Raw genomic sequence first — 17,545 nt, forward strand, 5'->3', positions numbered from 1 at the left:
AACCCTAAAACTCTTCCCACTCTTCCGAGTCATCTGCAAACTGATTACTTCTCGTATTTTGCTGGGGAGGCTTATTGGAGTTCATTGTCCGCTTTGGTAATTGCTTTTCTGGCGCCTTATAGTTCTTCGGTGACTCAGATATTTCTAAACTACGATGTGAGGATTCATCAAGTGTGAAGAAGTTTAATAATCTTCTCATATCATTTGCTTGCTCAGCCATCGACTCCCCAGCGGCAGATGCTTCTTCAACTAAGGCAGCATTTTGCTGCGTCATTTCATCCATTTGTGACACTGCTTTATTAACCTGCTCAATACCTGAACTCTGCTCAATAGAAGCTTCGGCAATGTCGGAAATCATGTTCGTTACTCGCTTAACTGACTCAACTATTTCTTTTAGTGTTTCACCAGATTCATTAACCAGTAACGTGCCATCTTCGACTTTACTTACACTATCTCTGATTAGATCTTTAATCTCTTTCGCTGCTGCTGCAGAACGCTGAGCGAGATTGCGCACTTCACCAGCAACCACAGCAAAGCCTCGACCTTGCTCTCCGGCCCGAGCAGCTTCAACGGCTGCGTTTAACGCCAAAAGGTTTGTCTGGAAAGCGATTTCATCAATAACACCTATAATGTCAGCAATTTTCTTACTTGAATCATTAATTTCAGACATGCTTTCAACTGCGCGAGTAACTACTTCACCGCCTTTGGTCGCCTTGTCACAAGTATCTTCGGCCAACTCATTAGCTACTTTCGCGTTATCTGCATTTTGTCTAACTGTGCTGGTCATTTCTTCCATGCTAGAAGCAGTTTCTTCTAGTGAGGAGGCTTGCTCTTCGGTTCGCTGACTCAAATCCGCGTTACCCTGGGAAATTTCATCAGCACCACTGGCAACTAAATTTGCAGAAGTACGGATCCGACCTAACACCTCAGTTAGCTTCTCAGCTGTAGTATTTGCGTCTTTTTTCAGCTTTTCATAAGCCCCACGATAATCGCCTTCAATACGTCTGGTTAAATTACCAGTTGCTAAGGCGTCTAACATGTCCCCCATATCTGTAACTGTTTCATCAACAGTAGACACTAAACTATTTAACCCTTTGGTTAGTCGTAAGTAGAAGCCATCTTTCCCATCTTCTGATAAACGAACACTAAGATTACCGGCATTAGCCGACTGAACTAGGCCATTCACCTCTTTCTCAATCGTGACTTCTTTGGTTCTATCTTCCCATTCGACAACGGTGCCCACGCGTTCGTTATTACCATCAAATATCGGATTCGCGACTAGGCCAAAGGTTCTTCCGCCGACAACAATTTCCGTTTTATACTCAGTTTCAAGCCGAGAGAGCATACTGCGTTGGTGACTTGGGTTACGGTGGAATACATCAATATTCGCCCCCAAAAGATGGTTACTATCAAAATTAGGCAGGTCACGCCTTAAATCACTCTCAGCATTTCTCATCATATCTTTCACTGCACGATTCAAATAAACGATCTCAAACTGCTCATTTGCTATCATCGTATTCGTTGAAACGTTGTCTAATGCTCTTCGGACGCGCAAGTTTTCAGCTGCGGCAGTTTTTTCTTCCTCTTCACGAACTAAACGCTCTGTTTTGTCGTCCCACTCAACGACGGTACCAATCCGCTTTTTCTCATCATCAAACACAGGGGTCGCAATTAAACCAAAGGTGAAGCCAGCAACTTTGATATCTGTGCGATATACATCGCTCAGCTTTTCGAGCAAACCTCTTTGATGACTCGGGTTAGCATGAAATACATCAATACATTGCCCAACAAGCGTATCCACGTCAAAATTCGGCAGTGACTTTCTAAGCTGTGCTTGATTGTCTCTCAGCATTCGTACAACCGAATCATTAACATAAATAATATTCAACCCTTCGTCCGCTAGCATTACGTTTGCCTGACAAACGTCCAGCGCGCTCGATATACGAGCATTGTGGCTCGCCAAATCCGCCTGCTTTTTCTCTAACGCTAATTCTCTTGTAAGGTCTTTCCACTCAACTAAAGTCGCGATCCTTTGCCCTTCATCATCGAAAACTGGCGTGGCAATAAGATCAAAGGTCAAACCTGCCACTTTGATTTGTGTGACATATGGACGGGTCAAATTAGCGAGTATGCCTCTCTGATGGCTAGGGTTTTTATGGAACGTATCAATGTTGGCACCTATCAAGCTATCAACATTAAAACCAGGTAACTCTTGCTGTAACTTAGCCTGATTTTTACGCAGCATACTGGTTACTGAATCGTTCAAATACACAATGTTGAGAGAGGCATCTGCAAGCATAACATTAGCCTGACAGACCTTTAAAGCTAGCAACAAACTATGGCTATGGTCTTGACCATCTAGTGCGTCACCATTTAATAAATTAGCAACCGCTTTGTATAAAGATGATTGGCGTGATGCATTACTTGCATTGAGTAAGCTAACATCTTTACTCTCTATCGCGGGAACAATTTCCTCAACATCCTGTAACTTAGAAAGCAGAATGTTTGCGCTTTGCTTAAGTAGTAAAATTGCCAGCACCACACTGACAGCTGCTATAACCATCGCCACATAGGCTTGTGTAGACATATTAATATTCAACATTTGAACACTAATTGCCAAGCCCACAAATATTATGGCACCCGCAATCAGAACTCTATTGTTGAGTTGACTTGCTAATGCTTGATCGCTCATGTTATCCCCCGACAACCAATTGCTCATTCTGCTTTACTTCAAGATCTAATATCTTCTTCAAATTTAAAAGTACGACCATTTTTTCACCAACATTTACAAGTCCTTGTACAAATTGACTATTTTCCGAGTCTTGAAAATCTGGAACATCCTTCGCTGTTTCTTCGTTGATGCTGTATACGTCAGACACCGCATCAACAACTAACCCCATAATTTTTGTTGCCTCTTTTATTACAACGGAGACAACGATAACCACGGTTAGCGCTCCATATTCGATTTGTGGTAAGCCGAATCGAACCCTTAAATCTATGATTGGCACTATCGTGCCACGTAAATTAATCGCACCGTTTACATACATAGGAGCATTTGGAATTGCAGTGACTTCTTCCCACCCTCTTATTTCCTGTACGGCCAGAATATCCATGCCATACTCTTCGCCCGCCATCATAAAGGTGAGAAATTGTGTATCGTCATCTCTGTCTGCAAGCATGACTTGTTCATTAATCGAGGCTTTTTCAGTGATCATGACACCACCTCATCTAACTCTTGTTCTACTAATAACTCTTGAGTTCCTGGACGCTTTAAGCCACTCAGTTTGATAAGACCACTAATATCGACAATTAAAGAGACTCTGCCATCACCTAAAATTGTCGCCCCTGAGATCCCATTTACTTTCTGATAATTCGCTTCGAGACTTTTAATAACGACCTGTTGTTGCGCCAGTAAATCATCCACCAACAATCCCACTTTGTGATTATCACTCTCTACAACTACTAACAGTGTTTTATCCAACTCTTCTATTGCACCACCATGGTTAAATAGTTGATATAGCCTTAGTATTGGTATGTATTCATCTCGTAACCGAAGCACCTCTAAGCCATTACCTACTTTGCTCACTTTTTTAATATCTATTTGTAAAGACTCAACAATAGAAATAAGTGGAATGATGTAGGTATGCTTTGCAACTTTAACCAGTTGACCATCAAGAATGGCCAGCGTTAATGGCAACCTAATTGTAAACGTTGAGCCAACCCCTTTTGCAGAAGTCACTTCAACGCTGCCGTTTAATGCTTGAATATTTCGTCGAACAACATCCATACCCACGCCGCGACCAGAGATATCACTCACTTCATCGGCTGTTGAAAATCCAGGCCTAAAAATAAGTTCATTAACCTCTTCAATAGTCAGCTCATCAGTTGCTTGAATAAGGCCATTGGCAATCGCTTTACTTTTTATTTTTTCGGTATTCAAGCCTCTGCCATCATCCATGATTTCAATCACAATATTTCCACCTTGGTGGAAAGCATTCAGTGTCACCGTACCCACGGGATCTTTTCCGGCTTTAATTCTGTCTTCCGGTGTTTCTAAGCCATGATCCAAAGAGTTTCTTACTAAATGAACCATAGGATCGGAAATCTTTTCCATCACGGTTTTATCTAATTCTGTTTGCTCTCCTAGCAGCTTTAGTTCAACCTGTTTATTCAACTTCTGTGACGTATCTCTTACTAAGCGAGGAAATCGGCTGAAGACAAAACTAATAGGTAACATCCTGATTCGCATTACATTTTCTTGCAAATCTCGCGTATTATGGGCTAATTGAGCGAGGCCTTCTTGCATCGCAGCAAGTGTATTTTCGGTCGGTTCTTGCTCGCCTAATTGAGTCAACATAGCTTGGGTAATAACCAACTCCCCTACCATATTGATAAGCGAATCTACTTTATCAATCCCAACACGGATCGAAGTCGACTCTGCTGATTTCTTACTAGCCTCAGGCTTAGCCTTTGTCGCTGTCGCTGAGGGTGTTTTTGGTACATCAATATTTTGAGTGTCGTTGCTCGACGTTTCTTTCTTCTCACTCTCTGGTTCTGGCGTTGTGGAGACACTCACATCATCTTCAAATAAACCACCACATAAGGTAATAGAAATTTCAGCATCATCCTCAACCCACTCAAATACTTCTTTAATCGCCGACTCTGGATGACTGGTTGTTAAGTATAACCGCCAACTGAGGTAGCAATCCTCTGGATTGAAGTCATCAATTTCAGGTATTGCATCACAAAACGCATGAGTTTCTAAATCCCCCAATTCCGATAGCTCACTTAACATATAGAGCGGTTCGTTACCGGTTTTAAACAAGTGGGGGAGCGGTTTAAAGTCTATTTGATAGGTTTGAGATTCTTGCCCTTGAGGTATGCTATCGGCAGTATCTGAGCTAACACTCTCTTTACCACCTAAAATCTCTTCAAATTTAACTTTCAACTCATTCGCATTGGAAAGATCTGGCTCTTCTTCGGCTTGTAATGCGGTTAGTAACGCCCTTAAACAATCAACAGATTGGAGCAGCAAATTGACATGTTCAGCGGTCAACTGTCGACGCCCATCCCTGATCTGATCGAGTAAGGTTTCCAACACATGCGTGAAGTTAGCGACAGAAGTAAAACCAAATGTTCCACTGCCACCTTTGATGCTGTGTGCTGCGCGAAATATAGTATTGATCGTTTCTGAGTCTTCATGGCCTGGCTGTAAATTCAGCAGCTCAGCTTCCATTATGTCTAGACCTTCAAAGCTCTCTTCAAAAAAGACATCAAAAAATTGGCTTAAATCAATACTCATATCGACGCCTCTCTGTATCTATCTTATGACTTTTTTCAATACCGCTAGCAATTGTTCAGGGTTGAATGGTTTCACTATCCAACCAGTTGCTCCCGCCGCTTTACCTTCTGTTTTTTTATCCAATCCAGACTCGGTGGTCAGCATTAGTAAAGGGGTGAACTTATAGTTGGGTAGGCTACGCAGCTCCTTAATAAGTGTGATCCCATCCATTACAGGCATGTTTACATCAGAGATCACGGCATCGAACCCTTGTTGCTTGGCAATAGATAGTGCTTCACTGCCATCTTTGGCTTCCGTGACATCAAAACCTGCTTTTTTCAAAGTAAAGCCAACCATTTGGCGCATTGACGCCGAATCATCCACAGCTAAAATCTTTTTCATATTCACCTCTTAATTTTCAATACTATGGAATAAATAATGGGTTAATCCCAACTCATTTACCGCCTGCGCTAAAGCGTCACTTTCACCATGCCATACAATTTTATGTTCTAACGAGAGCAAGTGTTTTTGCACGGCACAGAGCAGTTGTATAGATGCTGTGTCGGCTCTTTGCACTTCACTAATATCAATCGTGATGTCTGATGTTTCCATAGAGTCCTGGAAAATCTGATGGTACAGGCTTTCCACATGGTTAATCGCCATTTCAGGTGGAAGTTTCAACATGAGCTGAAGACTATCCTTGTAAAAATGAGTAATAAAATTAGCTTAGACCGTGATGGTAAAAATGCCACAAAGATTGATTAAAAATCCGCAAATAATTAAAGCGTTAGAGGTAAGATAGTACAACGACACTGGGGTCGACCAGTGTCGATATAAGACTAATTGATGATCTTCTCTAGGTCAGCGAGAAGTAGTTTGTCATCGATTGTAGGGACAGCTCCAGCTGTATGTGTAGGTTTGAAAATAGCCTCAAGCTGACCTTTTGGGTTAATTAATGCTACAGACGCACTATGATCAACATAATACTCTTCTGTCTGTTCCTGATTTATTGCGTAGATTAAACCTAGATCTCTCACAAAAGGAAATAAAGCCGAATGCTCGGCAGATACCGCTTTAAAATCAGGATCAAAGTGCTTGATGTAGGCCAAACGCTTCTCTTCAGTATCTCGGTTAGGATCGACCGATACAAACCATACTTGTAAGTCACCTTTGCTTTTTACGGATTGATATACGTGAGTTAATTTCAACAACGTCATTGGACACACGTCGGGACAGCTGGTGTAACCCAAAAACAGCAAATTCCATTTACCGGTAAAGTCTTGGTTTGAGACAACCTCACCGTATTGATCCCTTAATTCAAACGCATTCACGTCCTTAGGCTTTGGATACCAAACCACTTTTTCAGAGACATCTGGTGCAGGCCCACAACCAAACAGAATTAACATAGAGATAATTAAGATAAATTTTTTCATATAAATGCTTTATCCACAAAGAGTGCAATGAACACTATCAAAAGATGCCAGATAGAGAAATAAAATACCCTCATAGCATACTCTAAACTATTTGTTCTCATAAGCTTGGTGGCTTTGTAAATAAAAGCGACATTTGCCATGCCAGAGACCAACAAGTAGATCCAACCAGACATTCCCACTAGGTAAGGTAGCAAACAGACTATAGTTAAAATGATGGTATAAAATAGCACACAGAGTTTTGTAAATTCGTTTCCATGCGTTACTGGTAACATGGGGACTTCGGCTTTTTCGTAGTCTCGTTTACGAGCAATAGCTAATGCCCAAAAGTGGGGAGGTGTCCAAGCAAAAATGATCATTACTAACAACCAAGGTTCTGCACCAAGCTGACCAGTCTCACTGACCCAACCTAGCAAGGGTGGCATCGCTCCTGCTAACCCCCCAATTACTATGTTTTGAGGTGTTGCGCGCTTTAACAATAACGTATAAACCACGGCATAACCGAATAGCGCGGCTAAGGTAAGTAGCGCACATAACTGATTGGCGAAAATAGTTAATAGAGCATACCCAGAAATAGCGAGACCCGTCGCAAAGATTAACGCTGATGATACAGAAACAGAGTCTGTCGCTAACGGTCGGTTTCGTGTTCGCGCCATCTTTTTATCTATTTCTCTATCCACGATATGATTTACAGCTGCTGCACTACTTGAAAGTAAACCAATGCCAAACAAACTCATTAATTGTGCCAATAATGTTTTATCACTTTGTGGTGCTAACATCATCCCGACCCAAGCAGTAATAACCAACATACATACCACTTTGAACTTACACATGCCAAAGTAGGCTTTGAATAAAGTAGTTGCTTTTTGAAGCTCTGAAAAACTAGTTAATTGAAGCATATTTTACTCCTACTTTTTGCGTCAGGCTGATAAAGAAACACAATTTCACCATTGCTAATAACACCATTGCTGCCATGAAGTTATGGAATAAGGTTAACAACAGAGGAAATTGGAAGTGTACGATTGCCCCCCCCACCAAAACCTGTATCGCAACCAAAGTTAACACAACAAGTGCTGAGCGTCGGAGTAAGCGGTTTTGACCAGCTCTAAGGAGTGGCCAACATGCAGCAAGTAGCGTTAAAACGGTAATAACTGCCCATATCCGATGGATAAAGTGAATAGATACTCTAGATTCGAATGGCAAAACACCAAACTCATAAGTCGCTGAAGCTTCAGGAAGTGTGAATAAACTCTGCCAAGAGAAAAGTTGAAGATTGTCACATAGCGGCAACCCTGTACAATGTGGAGCAGCATAATTGGCTGCAAGCCATCCACCTAGCGCAATTTGTATAATCAACACACCAAGAGCCACATAACATAAACGACAGGTAAGGCTAGTTACACTAGCAGTAATAGTGGTGTATTTCAGCCTTAAAACCAATAACACCAGCAATGCAAGAATACTAAACCCACCTAGTAAATGACCCATCACAATGACTGGCTGTAAATTCATCGTCACGGTCCACATCCCAAGTGCCCCTTGAAATAACACAAGCAATAGCAGTAAGTAGTAGTGACGATTAGGGCTTTTTGTTTTTTGCTTCTTGAACAGCCTTATGCATGCAAGTGCCAAAATAAGTAACCCGAGGAAACTGGCAAAATAGCGATGGATCATTTCAATCCATGCTTTTTCTGCTTCTATTTCTAAATGTGGAAAACTGTCTTTAGCCGCAGATAGTTCATGAGTCTCATTTGGTACTGTTAAAAAGCCGTAACACCCAGGCCAATCTGGACATCCAAGTCCCGCATCACTTAAACGTGTGAAGGCGCCAAGTGTCACTACCGTTATTGCGACGAAACAGGCAAATATTGCGATTTTTATTCTTACCTTGGACATATTTACCTCCTAACTTGAACGAGAGTAGTTCAATAATTTCTTCAGATCACTCAGTAGCCCTTTTTGTACATTTCGCATTTCTTCTAAGCTTGCTACTGGTGCATACTTAAGTACAAATAACCCCTTTTTATCAACCAGGTAGAGATAGTTGTCATCTAACTGGTTGAGGTATATCGGCAAAGAAGTAGCGTACTCAATACCTTTTTCATTTCGCTCTTGTAATACCACGAGCGATACTTTCTGCTGGTTTTTCCCCAGCGCTAAATACAAATTAGGTAAGCTATCTAGTAGTAAAGAACATTGCTTATTACACTGCTTTGGTCGCTGATAAACGATACTCCACTCAGTATCTAAAACCAGCTCTGATTGGCGAACCTCCTGACTTAAAAATTCACCGTGATTAGTCGTGCTATGTGGTATCCAGCCGACCTTCAAGGCAACAAATGCCAATAGTAAGGGGAATATAAACAGCCCTATAAACCATGCCGCGCTTTTAGACATCTTTATTCTCCTTTTTTGAAAGTTTCCAGCCAATCACTACCGCGGCCAAGGCAATAAGCAACCACTGTAAAGCATAAGCTTCATGTTTTTGCGGTGACATTACGACCGGTTGATAATGGGGCTCAGTCCCTGCAAATCTGTTTTTAGTCATGTAGGCAATTAGAGGTAAAAGAGGTTTACCTGACTCCGCAGATAAGTAATCAACATCAATATACTGAATCACAGATTGTTTTGTTGCCTCCTCAGCCGCAGACTTAGCTAAGGTGAACCGCTTACTAGCACTAGATTTGATATAGACAGGTAGAGAAACGGTGTCACTTGGAAGAGAAAAAACGGTAGGCACGCGACTAGCCTGCTGTGGCACAAAACCTAAATTAACAGCTAGATACTCATCAGTTTCGGAAATTTTTATAATACCAATTACATCAAAACCGACTCGGCCTTTCACGACTTGATTATCTAGATACCAAACCGCATCGCCTACAAAATTCCCTGTAATCGACACTTCAGCATTAACATATTGCGTGAGCGGCTGGGATGTTACTGGCTGCTCATTAGCTAAGCCTAGCGATTTTTCAATCTCAACTTTATGCTGCAACACATGTTTTTGCTGCGCTCTTTGCCACTGCCAATAAGAGAGCGAGCCACATAAAAGAACAACGATTAATGCTGCCAATATGGGGGGTTTTGATCTACCTTTAAAAAGTGCACCTAAATCCATCGGACACCCCTTATGATTAAAATTATTATTGTTGTACTGCTACTACTCGTTTTTCTAAATCTATTTAGAGCTATGCTAGTCATGCTCAAGTCAGAGCAACAAGAGTCGATGGCGAGGCTATTGCAACAAAGAGTTTATGCATCAATAGCTGTCGTACTTCTAATCTGTCTTGCTGCTCAATTTGGCTTTATAAAACTACACTCTTCACCCGTTGTTACAACACATAAACAAATACAAACAGGCACAACCAAACAACATCAACAAAATGCCAATACCAAGCCCCAGCTTGAAAAGCAAAGTGATTCTTAGCGGTAAAGTGACCCTTCAACACCCTGATCCATATAACGAAAAGAATAACCGCACCAAGTGTGACATGGAAGCCATGAAATCCTGTCAGTAAAAAGAATGTATTACCGTAAACCCCCGACTGGAGAGTTAGCCCCAGATCTTGATAAGCGTGAATATACTCTTCCACTTGCAAGGTTAAGAATGCGACGCCAAGTAGTACTGTTAATCCTAAGAATGCCTTCACTTTCGCCCTTTGCTCTTTTTCTAAAGCTACGTGGGCAAAGCTAAGCGTTACTGATGATGCTAATAGAATAATCGTATTGATCAGCGGAAGTCCCTGCCAACCCATAGCTTGAGTGACAGTTCCATCTGGAGTTGTGAGCAATGGCCATACAGCTTCAAATTGAGGCCATAAAACCTCGTTGGTGCTGGCGTTATTACTTGCACCGCCTAACCACGGCACAGCTATCATTCGTGCATAAAAAAGTGCACCAAAAAAAGCAGCAAAAAACATAACTTCGGAAAAGATAAACCATCCCATTCCTTGCTTGAACGAACGATCCATTTGGGCAGAATATAATCCAGTTTGAGATTCTTGGATCACATTCCTGAACCAACCAAAAATCATATAGATCAGCACAGCAATACCCAGGAGCAGTAGCATTACTCCACTATTACTGGTTGATTTAAGTTGAATAATCGTTAAGCCAGCGCCAACAGCGATAAAGAAAAGTGCAAAAGCCCCGACGATTGGCCATGGACTTTGCTCAGGCACATAATATTTTTCTTGTTCATGGTTCATATTTGAACTCCTCTCGAGCGGCTAGCATATTCAGTCCATCACTGTTTTGTTTGCTAACTCGCTCTGTAATATCAAACAACGTATATGAAAGCGTGAGTTCCTCAACATCACTTGGGAGCTCCGTATCTACATAGAACCTCAAGACAAACTCAACTTCTTCTTTGCCTTTCATTGGTTGCTGATCAAAACAAAAGCAGGCCATTTTGTGTAAATACTTTGCCGCTTTCCCTGGAGACACTGAAGGGATCGCTTGCAACACACGCTCACTATCACTCAAGTTTTTTGCAATGAATTTGACATCGGTTAGCTTACCGGGTTGAACTCTAACCGAGTGCTCGACTGCATCGACCTTAAATGGCGCCTGGCTTTGACTGTGCGTTGTGAAGCTCACATCTACTTGTCGACTTTGCGCAATTGACTCGCTCTGCTTTGCGATTTCCATGGATGGCTTACCATTTAGGCCTGTGACATCACAAAAAACGTCATATAGAGGAACCAGTGCAAAGGCAAAAGCAAACATACCTAGCGTCAACAAAATAAGCTTCTTAAGCAGGCGTCCATGTTGCATTACTTAATCTCCGGTGGCGTTGAAAAGGTATGATAAGGAGCCGGAGATGGTACTTGCCACTCTAATCCCTCTGCCCCATCCCATACTTTCCCAGAGGCCTGCTCTCCACCTTTTATACATTTATAAACCACTGCAACAAACAACAGTTGAGAAAGACCGAATGCAAACCCTCCGATACTAATGATCGCGTTGAAATCAGCGAACTGTAGAGCATAATCAGGGATCCGCCTTGGCATGCCAGCAAGACCAACAAAGTGCATTGGGAAGAACAGTACGTTCACACTAACCAAGGAGAGCCAAAAGTGAAATTTAGCCAATTTGATATCAAACATGTACCCTGTCCACTTTGGTAACCAATAATATGCGGCGGCCATTATTGAGAATATAGCTCCCGTAACTAACACGTAATGGAAATGCGCGACAACGAAGTAGGTATCGTGATATTGGAAATCTGCAGGCGTAATTGCTAACATCAAACCGGAAAATCCGCCAATTGTGAAAAGTACGATAAACGCAATGGCAAAAAGCATGGGCACCTCAAAACTAATAGCACCTCGCCACATTGTAGCTACCCAATTAAAAACCTTAACGCCAGTAGGCACTGATATGAGCATAGTTGCATACATAAAAAACAACTCACCAGCTAAAGGCATGCCCGTAGTAAACATATGATGAGCCCAAACGACGAACGACAACAGAGCAATTGAAGCGGTTGCATAAACCATTGATGCATAGCCAAACAGTTTCTTTCTTGAAAATGTCGGTACTATCGTAGAGATTATGCCGAAGGCAGGTAATATCATGATGTACACTTCAGGATGACCAAAGAACCAGAATATATGCTGGAACATAACAGGATCACCACCACCTGCTGCATCAAAAAAGCTCGTTCCAAAGAACTTATCAGTCAATACCATAGTCACAGCGCCAGCGAGTACGGGCATAACAGCAATCAGAAGAAATGCAGTTATCAGCCAAGTCCAGACAAATAAAGGCAACTTCATCCATGTCATACCTGGAGCTCTAAGATTGACGATGGTCACGATAACGTTGATAGCACCCATAATAGAGCTAATGCCCATTATATGGATCGCAAAAACAAAAAATGCAGTATTGTCATTGCTGTACGTTGTAGATAGTGGCGCATAAAAAGTCCAACCGAAAGCAGGCCCGCCGCCTTCCAAAAATAACGACATCAGTAAAATTGCAAATGCAAAGGGTAGTATCCAAAAACTCCAGTTATTCATTCTCGGTAACGCCATATCAGGAGCACCAATCATCATTGGGATCATCCAGTTGGCAAGACCAGTAAATGCGGGCATTACTGCGCCAAATACCATTATTAGTCCATGTACTGTCGTCATTTGATTAAAAAAATGCGGATCTACAAGCTGTAACCCAGGTTGGAAAAGCTCGGCTCGGATCACCATAGCCATAGCACCACCAATTAAAAACATGGTTAGCGAGAACAATAAATACAGAGTTCCAATGTCTTTATGATTAGTGGTAAACAGCCAGCGCTTTAAGCCTTTTGGAGCTGTATGGTGTGAATGTTCTTCTACGATGGCACTCATTACTTACCCTCCTCTAATGCATCTATCTCACGCTGTATTTGGCTTGGCTGAATAACATCGCCGGTGTCATTACCCCAACTATTTCTTTTATAGGTGATAACCCCCGCTATCTGCTTGATTGTTAATTGCTTTGCGAAAGATTGCATCGCAGTTCCTGGGCGACCTAAAAGTAGAATATCTATATGAGCTTTAATATCTCCCGTGACGACTTTACTCCCTTTCATTGCAGGGAAGACACCTGGTAGCCCAAGCCCGGTTGGTTGATGGCAAGCTGCGCAATAAGCCATGTAAGTTTGTTCACCAACCTCCATTAACTCTTCTTTCGAAAGGGTTTGTTGGGCAACTGCTTGTGACTCAGCCTCTGCTTTTGCTTTTTCAGCTTTAGCATCGTTGAGCCAACTATCAAATTTATCGGGACTTACGGCCTCGACAACGACAGGCATAAAGCCATGATCTTTGCCACATAATTCAGCACATTGGCCTCTGTAAATTCCTTCATCGTTTACCTTTGTCCATGCCTCATTTATAAAGCCTGGATTGGCATCCTTCTTCACCGCAAAATCGGGCACCCACCAAGAATGGATGACATCATCTGAGGTCATCAAAAAGCGAACTTTCCTATCGGTGGGAATAACTAAATGCTTATCAACTTCAAGCAGGTAATTTTCATTTTTTTCTTTGAGATCACTAATTTCATCTTTCGGAGTAGAGAGCAAAGAATAGAATTCAACATCATGCCCCATATACTCATAGTGCCATTTCCACTGAGAGCCTGTGACCTTAATGGTCAGATCAGCTTTACTCGTGTCTTCCATAGCAATAAGCGTTTTTGTGGCTGGTATTGCCATACCAATGAGTATCAGGAAAGGAATTGCTGTCCAAAGTATTTCCACTTTGGTGCTTTCATGAAATTGCGCTGCAACAACGCCTTTTGACTTTCTGTGTTTTATAAGCGCCCAAAACATAATCCCGAATACAATAACCCCAATGACGCAACATATTAGAAATATGGTCATGTGAAGCTCATACACTTGATGACTAATGTCTGTAACACCTTGCCTCATATTGTAAGCGCTGTTAGCAAGTGAGGGCATGGCGATTAGCACTGCGATGAATGCTACAACTAATCGACAAATTTTCATTTGACGTCTCCTTCAAGACAACTCGTGGTTGTCTTTTGTTATTATTGGATGACTGTCATATTGTCTATTTGTACATAGACTTACTGCACGACTATTAACCAATTAGTCAAAAAACAAACAAATTGCAAGATTTTCGAGAAGACCGACTTTAGAATCAAAACTGGGAACTATAGGGGGTAAAACAAAGAATGATGAAAAATAGTGTATAAAGATCAGAAAACTAAAAATATTACTAAATGATTAAAGTCACTATAATCATCCTACTTTCACATAGTTAGAAAAGTTAATTATCACTTTTTAAACAAAATATAGTTAAAGCAAGCGCAACTTTATATTTAACGCTACACTCGCTCTCATAAACTACATCCAGTCAGCACTTCGGATAACGCCGACAGCTAACCCTTCAATGGAGAAATTTTGATGCTCTAGATCCACTTCAATCGCTTTAAATTCTTCATTCTCAGCATGCAATAAAACTTTCTTCCCTTTCTTTTCAAAGCGTTTAACTGTCACGTCCTCTTCTACGCGAGCCACTATCACTTGGCCATTTTCAGCCACCTGAGTGCTGTGAACAGCTAGTAGATCACCATCCATAATGCCAATATCCTTCATGCTCATACCATTAACTCTTAAAAGGTAATCAGCATTAGGTTTAAAAAAACTCGCATCTACATTACAGTGGCTCTCTACATGTTGCTCTGCCAGAATAGGCTCACCAGCAGCAACACGGCCAATAATAGGTAAACCAAGTTGTTCGGATTCATCCTCTACAAGTCGAATCCCTCGGCTTGCGCCTGGGACCATTTCGATAACTCCCTTTTTCGCAAGCGCCTTAAGATGCTCTTCCGCTGCATTTGCACTCTTAAAACCCAAAGCATCAGCTATTTCAGCACGAGTTGGAGGCATGCCAGTATCTTTTATGAATACTTTTATTAATTCAAAGATTTGTTCTTGTCGTTTTGTTAGAGGACGCATTAACTGGTGTTCCATACAGTGGTTTATTTACTGTAAGTATATACAGCTCAAAAAAAATCGCAAATGTTTCTTTATTCGACATATTTTAAGTGTATTTGCTAATAGCATTAATTAGAGCACCATTAAACAAGAAGTGAAGTCTGTGCCTCAGAGCATAACCTACGACTCTACGCAATAAGAAATAGATTATTAAGATTTAGGGCTGATTAACCACCACCTACCATGTTGCACTATGCTGATACTGTGGTGGGAGCGAGTTCATCTCGCGAGGTTTTCTATATCCCAAACAGCAAAAAACCCGCTGCATTACTGCAACGGGTTTTTCTTATTTGGCCCTGGCGATGTTCTACTTTCACATGGGTAATCCACACTATCATCGACGCTGTTTTGTTTCACTTCTGAGTTCGGCATGGGGTCAGGTGGGTCCAAAACGCTATAGTCACCAGGAAATTCTGTTCATCAATGAAGTCTCCCTCATCAATGTAAATCCGGAAAAAGCTATTAAATTCTTTTGTCTACTTTAGTCTATTAACTTCTGTCACTTATAAACCACTTTGGCGTTGTATGGTTAAGCCTCACGGGTAATTAGTACGAGTTAGCTTAATGCCTCACAGCACTTCCACATCTCGCCTATCAACGTTGTAGTCTTCAACGGCCCTTCAGTTGACTCTAAGTCAAAGTGAGAACTCATCTCGAGGCCTGCTTCCCGCTTAGATGCTTTCAGCGGTTATCAGTTCCGAACGTAGCTACCGGGCAATGCAATTGGCATCACAACCCGAACACCAGCGGTTCGTCCACTCCGGTCCTCTCGTACTAGGAGCAGCCCCTCTCAATTCTCAAACGCCCACGGCAGATAGGGACCGAACTGTCTCACGACGTTCTAAACCCAGCTCGCGTACCACTTTAAATGGCGAACAGCCATACCCTTGGGACCGACTTCAGCCCCAGGATGTGATGAGCCGACATCGAGGTGCCAAACACCGCCGTCGATATGAACTCTTGGGCGGTATCAGCCTGTTATCCCCGGAGTACCTTTTATCCGTTGAGCGATGGCCCTTCCATTCAGAACCACCGGATCACTATGACCTACTTTCGTACCTGCTCGACGTGTCTGTCTCGCAGTTAAGCTTGCTTCTACCATTACACTAACCGTACGATGTCCGACCGTACTTAGCAAACCTTCGTGCTCCTCCGTTACTCTTTGGGAGGAGACCGCCCCAGTCAAACTACCCACCAGGCACTGTCCTCAACCCCGATTCAGGGGCCTAAGTTAGAACATCAACACTACAAGGGTGGTATTTCAAGGTCGGCTCCACAGAAACTAGCGTCTCTGCTTCAAAGCCTCCCACCTATCCTACACATGTAGGGTCAATGTTCAGTGCCAAGCTGTAGTAAAGGTTCACGGGGTCTTTCCGTCTAGCCGCGGGTACACAGCATCTTCACTGCGATTTCAATTTCACTGAGTCTCGGGTGGAGACAGCGTGGCCATGGTTACACCATTCGTGCAGGTCGGAACTTACCCGACAAGGAATTTCGCTACCTTAGGACCGTTATAGTTACGGCCGCCGTTTACCGGGGCTTCGATCAAGAGCTTCGCCTAAGCTAACCCCATCAATTAACCTTCCGGCACCGGGCAGGTGTCACACCGTATACGTCATCTTACGATTTTGCACAGTGCTGTGTTTTTAATAAACAGTCCCAGCCACCTGGTCACTGCGGCTCTCGTTTGCTTACAGAGCAAGTCTTTCACAAACAAGAGCGTACCTTCTCCCGAAGTTACGGTACAATTTTGCCTAGTTCCTTCACCCGAGTTCTCTCAAGCGCCTTAGTATTCTCTACTTGACCACCTGTGTCGGTTTAGGGTACGATTCAGTATGAACTGAAGCTTAGAGGCTTTTCCTGGAAGTAGGGCATCAACAACTTCACCACCTTAGTGGCTCGTCTCGACTCTCAGCCTTAGCAACCCGGATTTTCCTAAGTCACCAGCCTACAGCCTTTCACATGGACAACCAACGCCATGCTTGCCTAGCCTGCTCCGTCCCCCATCGCATTCATACCGAGTACGGGAATATTAACCCGTTTCCCATCGACTACGCTCTTCAGCCTCGCCTTAGGGGTCGACTCACCCTACCCTGATTAACATGGGATAGGAACCCTTGGTCTTCCGGCGGAGGAGTTTTTCACTCCTCTTGTCGTTACTCATGTCAGCATTCGCACTTCTGATATGTCCAGCATGCCTCCCGGCACACCTTCAGCCACTTACAGAACGCTCCCCTACCCCGCAGACAAAGTCTGCAGCCGTAGCTTCGGTGGTATGTTTAGCCCCGTTACATCTTCCGCGCAGGCCGACTCGACTAGTGAGCTATT

The 17,545-nt window shown here is 42.7% G+C and carries 16 protein-coding genes and 2 rRNA genes (1 of these 18 only partly in view); 1 reads left to right on the forward strand and 17 read right to left on the reverse strand.

Annotated elements, in window-relative coordinates; all coding sequences use genetic code 11:
* Nucleotides 1-4: 4 nt before the first annotated feature.
* The 10 genes from CTT31_RS16815 to CTT31_RS16860 form a co-directional block, all read right to left on the reverse strand.
* Entirely contained in the window at nt 5-2,692 is a 2,688-nt protein-coding gene (locus tag CTT31_RS16815) for a methyl-accepting chemotaxis protein (RefSeq protein WP_045988261.1), read from the reverse strand.
* A 1-nt stretch (nt 2,693) separates the two neighbouring features.
* Nucleotides 2,694-3,215: a chemotaxis protein CheW gene (locus tag CTT31_RS16820; protein ID WP_039490862.1), complete on the reverse strand. Its 522-nt coding sequence runs from the start codon at nt 3,213-3,215 to the stop codon at nt 2,694-2,696.
* The gene (locus CTT31_RS16825) at nt 3,212-5,302 is read right to left on the reverse strand and encodes a chemotaxis protein CheA (protein WP_039490860.1); all 2,091 of its coding nucleotides are present in this window, start codon (nt 5,300-5,302) and stop codon (nt 3,212-3,214) included. The genes CTT31_RS16820 and CTT31_RS16825 overlap by 4 nt, the downstream gene beginning before the upstream one ends.
* 18 nt (nt 5,303-5,320) lie before the next feature.
* Complete coding sequence (locus CTT31_RS16830; RefSeq protein ID WP_010378447.1) at nt 5,321-5,683, reverse strand: response regulator; 363 nt, start codon at nt 5,681-5,683, stop codon at nt 5,321-5,323.
* A gap of 9 nt (nt 5,684-5,692) precedes the next feature.
* Entirely contained in the window at nt 5,693-5,965 is a 273-nt protein-coding gene (locus tag CTT31_RS16835) for an STAS domain-containing protein (protein ID WP_010604348.1), read from the reverse strand.
* 155 nt (nt 5,966-6,120) lie between these two features.
* On the reverse strand, nt 6,121-6,714 hold the full coding sequence (locus CTT31_RS16840; protein WP_211858788.1) for an SCO family protein: 594 nt from the start codon (nt 6,712-6,714) through the stop codon (nt 6,121-6,123).
* On the reverse strand, nt 6,711-7,610 hold the full coding sequence (cyoE, locus tag CTT31_RS16845; protein WP_260491614.1) for a heme o synthase: 900 nt from the start codon (nt 7,608-7,610) through the stop codon (nt 6,711-6,713). The genes CTT31_RS16840 and cyoE overlap by 4 nt, the downstream gene beginning before the upstream one ends.
* A complete protein-coding gene (locus tag CTT31_RS16850; RefSeq protein WP_130125763.1) occupies nt 7,594-8,607 on the reverse strand; it encodes a COX15/CtaA family protein in 1,014 nt (337 codons plus the stop codon). The genes cyoE and CTT31_RS16850 overlap by 17 nt, the downstream gene beginning before the upstream one ends.
* Nucleotides 8,608-8,616: 9 nt before the next feature.
* On the reverse strand, nt 8,617-9,108 hold the full coding sequence (locus CTT31_RS16855; RefSeq protein WP_039490848.1) for a hypothetical protein: 492 nt from the start codon (nt 9,106-9,108) through the stop codon (nt 8,617-8,619).
* Complete coding sequence (locus CTT31_RS16860; RefSeq protein WP_039490846.1) at nt 9,101-9,829, reverse strand: SURF1 family protein; 729 nt, start codon at nt 9,827-9,829, stop codon at nt 9,101-9,103. Before CTT31_RS16860 ends, CTT31_RS16855 begins: the two co-directional genes overlap by 8 nt.
* 12 nt (nt 9,830-9,841) lie before the next feature.
* On the opposite strand from CTT31_RS16860, the gene CTT31_RS23625 reads away from it, so the two are divergent.
* Nucleotides 9,842-10,138, forward strand: a complete 297-nt coding sequence (locus tag CTT31_RS23625; protein ID WP_081629166.1) for a DUF2909 family protein — start codon at nt 9,842-9,844, stop codon at nt 10,136-10,138.
* Here CTT31_RS23625 and CTT31_RS16865 read toward each other — a convergent pair.
* The 7 genes from CTT31_RS16865 to CTT31_RS16895 form a co-directional block, all read right to left on the reverse strand.
* Nucleotides 10,044-10,919: a cytochrome c oxidase subunit 3 gene (locus CTT31_RS16865; RefSeq protein ID WP_260491615.1), complete on the reverse strand. Its 876-nt coding sequence runs from the start codon at nt 10,917-10,919 to the stop codon at nt 10,044-10,046. The genes CTT31_RS23625 and CTT31_RS16865 overlap by 95 nt on opposite strands.
* A complete protein-coding gene (locus CTT31_RS16870; protein ID WP_039490841.1) occupies nt 10,909-11,487 on the reverse strand; it encodes a cytochrome c oxidase assembly protein in 579 nt (192 codons plus the stop codon). Before CTT31_RS16870 ends, CTT31_RS16865 begins: the two co-directional genes overlap by 11 nt.
* Nucleotides 11,487-13,061: a cytochrome c oxidase subunit I gene (ctaD, locus tag CTT31_RS16875; protein ID WP_211858791.1), complete on the reverse strand. Its 1,575-nt coding sequence runs from the start codon at nt 13,059-13,061 to the stop codon at nt 11,487-11,489. The genes CTT31_RS16870 and ctaD overlap by 1 nt, the downstream gene beginning before the upstream one ends.
* On the reverse strand, nt 13,061-14,203 hold the full coding sequence (gene coxB, locus CTT31_RS16880; RefSeq protein ID WP_130125760.1) for a cytochrome c oxidase subunit II: 1,143 nt from the start codon (nt 14,201-14,203) through the stop codon (nt 13,061-13,063). The genes ctaD and coxB overlap by 1 nt, the downstream gene beginning before the upstream one ends.
* Nucleotides 14,204-14,563: 360 nt before the next feature.
* Nucleotides 14,564-15,178 (reverse strand): transcriptional repressor LexA, encoded by a 615-nt coding sequence (gene lexA, locus CTT31_RS16885; protein WP_039490834.1) that lies wholly within the window; start codon nt 15,176-15,178, stop codon nt 14,564-14,566.
* A 333-nt stretch (nt 15,179-15,511) separates the two neighbouring features.
* Nucleotides 15,512-15,625: ribosomal RNA gene (gene rrf, locus CTT31_RS16890) — 5S ribosomal RNA — on the reverse strand.
* 117 nt (nt 15,626-15,742) lie between these two features.
* A 23S ribosomal RNA gene (locus CTT31_RS16895) occupies nt 15,743-17,545 on the reverse strand (it continues 1,080 nt past the right edge of the window).

This window comes from Pseudoalteromonas maricaloris (genome assembly GCF_024746855.1).
Classification (GTDB): Bacteria; Pseudomonadota; Gammaproteobacteria; order Enterobacterales; family Alteromonadaceae; genus Pseudoalteromonas; species Pseudoalteromonas maricaloris.

Coding starts and splice junctions, on each gene's coding strand:
- CTT31_RS16870 (WP_039490841.1), bottom strand. CDS start 11,487: ATGCAACATGGACGCCTGCTTAAGAAGCTTATTTTGTTGACGCTAGGT.
- CTT31_RS16825 (WP_039490860.1), bottom strand. CDS start 5,302: ATGAGTATTGATTTAAGCCAATTTTTTGATGTCTTTTTTGAAGAGAGC.
- CTT31_RS16860 (WP_039490846.1), bottom strand. CDS start 9,829: ATGGATTTAGGTGCACTTTTTAAAGGTAGATCAAAACCCCCCATATTG.
- CTT31_RS16820 (WP_039490862.1), bottom strand. CDS start 3,215: ATGATCACTGAAAAAGCCTCGATTAATGAACAAGTCATGCTTGCAGAC.
- CTT31_RS23625 (WP_081629166.1), top strand. CDS start 9,842: ATGATTAAAATTATTATTGTTGTACTGCTACTACTCGTTTTTCTAAAT.
- CTT31_RS16850 (WP_130125763.1), bottom strand. CDS start 8,607: ATGTCCAAGGTAAGAATAAAAATCGCAATATTTGCCTGTTTCGTCGCA.
- ctaD (WP_211858791.1), bottom strand. CDS start 13,061: ATGAGTGCCATCGTAGAAGAACATTCACACCATACAGCTCCAAAAGGC.
- CTT31_RS16840 (WP_211858788.1), bottom strand. CDS start 6,714: ATGAAAAAATTTATCTTAATTATCTCTATGTTAATTCTGTTTGGTTGT.
- CTT31_RS16855 (WP_039490848.1), bottom strand. CDS start 9,108: ATGTCTAAAAGCGCGGCATGGTTTATAGGGCTGTTTATATTCCCCTTA.
- cyoE (WP_260491614.1), bottom strand. CDS start 7,610: ATGCTTCAATTAACTAGTTTTTCAGAGCTTCAAAAAGCAACTACTTTA.
- lexA (WP_039490834.1), bottom strand. CDS start 15,178: ATGCGTCCTCTAACAAAACGACAAGAACAAATCTTTGAATTAATAAAA.
- CTT31_RS16815 (WP_045988261.1), bottom strand. CDS start 2,692: ATGAGCGATCAAGCATTAGCAAGTCAACTCAACAATAGAGTTCTGATT.
- coxB (WP_130125760.1), bottom strand. CDS start 14,203: ATGAAAATTTGTCGATTAGTTGTAGCATTCATCGCAGTGCTAATCGCC.
- CTT31_RS16830 (WP_010378447.1), bottom strand. CDS start 5,683: ATGAAAAAGATTTTAGCTGTGGATGATTCGGCGTCAATGCGCCAAATG.
- CTT31_RS16865 (WP_260491615.1), bottom strand. CDS start 10,919: ATGAACCATGAACAAGAAAAATATTATGTGCCTGAGCAAAGTCCATGG.
- CTT31_RS16835 (WP_010604348.1), bottom strand. CDS start 5,965: ATGTTGAAACTTCCACCTGAAATGGCGATTAACCATGTGGAAAGCCTG.